The organism is Kitasatospora sp. NPDC001159, from assembly GCF_053598235.1.
Genome location: NZ_JBSFJV010000252.1, coordinates 1 through 2183 on the forward strand (window position 1 = coordinate 1; position 2183 = coordinate 2183).

A 2183-nucleotide genomic window follows, 5' to 3' on the forward strand; every position below is an offset into this window, starting at 1 on the left:
CGCGGGGGTCACGGCGTACGCCGCGGACTGCTCCAGGGCGCCGCGCTGCTCCGAAGCAGCGGGCAGCCGACCCTGGGATCTGCGGGTCGGGATCAGCGGCCGGGGGATCAGTAGACGCTCACCCTGTACTTGGCGAGCGCGGCGTTCACCGGCTGGTAGAAGGTCGTTCCGCCGACGGTGCAGTCACCGCTGCCGCCCGAGGTGAGGCCGAGCGCCTTGGTGCCCTCGTACAGCGGGCCGCCCGAGTCGCCGGGCTCGGCGCAGACGTCGGTCTGGATCAGGCCGCGGACGGTGCCGCCGTCGGAGTAGCGCACGGTGACGTTGAGCCCGGTGACCGTGCCGGTGTGGGTGCCGGAGGTCGAGCCGGTGCGGGTGACCGACTCGCCGATGTACGCGTTGGGCGCGGAGGTGAACCCTCCGGGGTGCGCCAGCGTGGTGTTGTCGTACCGGACCAGCGCGTAGTCGGTGTCCGGGAAGCCGGAGTTGACGGTCGGCCCGATCAGCGTGGTGTGGGCCTCGTCCGTGTACCAGGTCTTGGCGACGTTCCCGCAGTGGCCGGCGGTGAGGAAGTAGCGGGTGCTGCCGCTCACCACGTTGAAGCCGAGCGAACAGCGGTACTGGCCGCCGTAGACGGCGTCGCCTGCGGCGATCAGCGGGGTGAAGGCGCCGGCGACGCGGTGGATGGACAGGGTGGCGGCGGCGGGGCCGGCGGCGCGCATGATCTTGGCGAGCCCGGCGGGGGGCACCGTGCTGTCGGCGGTCACCACGACCCGGCCGGCGTCCTGGTCGACGTACCAGGCCGTCCCGTCGACCTCGGCGTTCAGGACGGCGTCGCTGACCGCCGCGAGCTGTTCCGGCTTGGCGGCGTGGGCGGGAGCGGCAGCGGCGCCCGGCGCGGCGACCGCGGTGGCGGTCAGCAGGCCGAGCGTCGCGGCGAGCAGGCGGGTGCTTCGGGTCATGCCCGTGTGGGGCGTCCTGCGCATGGTCCTCACCGATCTCCTCCTGGGAGTGAGAGGCCCCTGAGGGTGGGGGCCGTGAGGCGCGGTCAGGTGGTGGGCGGACCCCGGCCGGTGCTGTCCGGAAGCGCGGCGGATGATCTGCCCCTGACAGGCGCTGTCCGGAAGTATGAAGAAACGGACGGTTCGGTACAAGCTTCCTGACCGGGTGTCGGACGTGGTGTCGGCGGACCCGAGCGTCGTGGAGTGACCCGCGGGTCCGGCGAGGGCGCGTCGCAGGCGGGCGCCGCCTCGGGGGCGGTCGGCAGGTTCCCGAGGGGGAGGAACCGTCAATCAGCTCTCTGGGCCCGGCTGGTCGAGAAGAAAAGTGTTATCGCAGTGGTCGGTTGACGGTCTCCGGGGCGTGGGAACGAACGCGCGAGGCCGTGGCAGAGGTGTGCGGCCGGAACGCGGGGTTCGAGATGGGGCGCTCCGCGCGGAGATGAGGGTCTCCGGCCGCGTTCGTTCCCACGGCGCACGGCCGGATCGTCCGGTCCGGCCGGCGCAACCCGGCGGTCCGCGCGTATTCCCCCACGGCGGCGGGCCGTCGGGACCTGTCCGTCAGGGGCGGTCGAGCCGCCAGACCTGCTCCTCGCCGGTCTCGGCCGGGGCGAGGGCCTTGGCAGGGCGGCGCAGGTACTCGGTGAAGCCGAGCCGGGCCGGAACGGCGGCGCTCGCGCGGTTGGCCGGGTCGTGCACGATCTCGACGAAGTCCACGCCGGGAAGCCGGAAGGCCTGCTCGGCCAGCCCCCGGGCCGCTCGGGTGGCGATGCCCTGGCCGGTGGCGGCGGGGTGCAGCCAGTAGCCGATCTCCCGGCCGTTCTCCGGTGTGTCGTCGCGCCGGAACAGCCCACAGGCGCCGACGATGGCGCCGTCCAGCAGGATCGCATAGGTGAAGTCCTTGCCGCTCTCCCACAGCTCCGGCCGCTCGGCCAGGAACGCGGTGGTCTTCGCCAGGCTGTGCTCGGCGACCCACGGCATGAACGGCCGCAGGTGCTCCAGCGACTCCTCGATGACCCGGAAGAACTCGGGGAGGTCCGCCTCGCCGCGAAAACGGCGCAGCGTCACCTCACCCAGGGTGATTTCCTGCTCTGCTAGGAGCGTGGGTCAGTAACGAGCAAGCGGCTCCGCTCCCGTCACCGACGGATCGGTCGCGGCGGCCTCGGCGGGGCCTGTGTGGGGTTCGGG

The 2183-nt window shown here is 72.8% G+C and carries 2 protein-coding genes; both read right to left on the minus strand.

What is annotated here, in order from left to right:
• Nucleotides 1-107 precede the first annotated feature (107 nt).
• Complete coding sequence (locus ACWC9T_RS41595) at nucleotides 108-992, minus strand: S1 family peptidase (RefSeq protein WP_449826215.1); 885 nt, start codon at nucleotides 990-992, stop codon at nucleotides 108-110.
• 564 nt (nucleotides 993-1556) lie between these two features.
• The gene (locus ACWC9T_RS41600; RefSeq protein ID WP_449826216.1) at nucleotides 1557-2063 is read right to left on the minus strand and encodes a GNAT family N-acetyltransferase; all 507 of its coding nucleotides are present in this window, start codon (nucleotides 2061-2063) and stop codon (nucleotides 1557-1559) included.
• Nucleotides 2064-2183 lie beyond the last annotated feature (120 nt).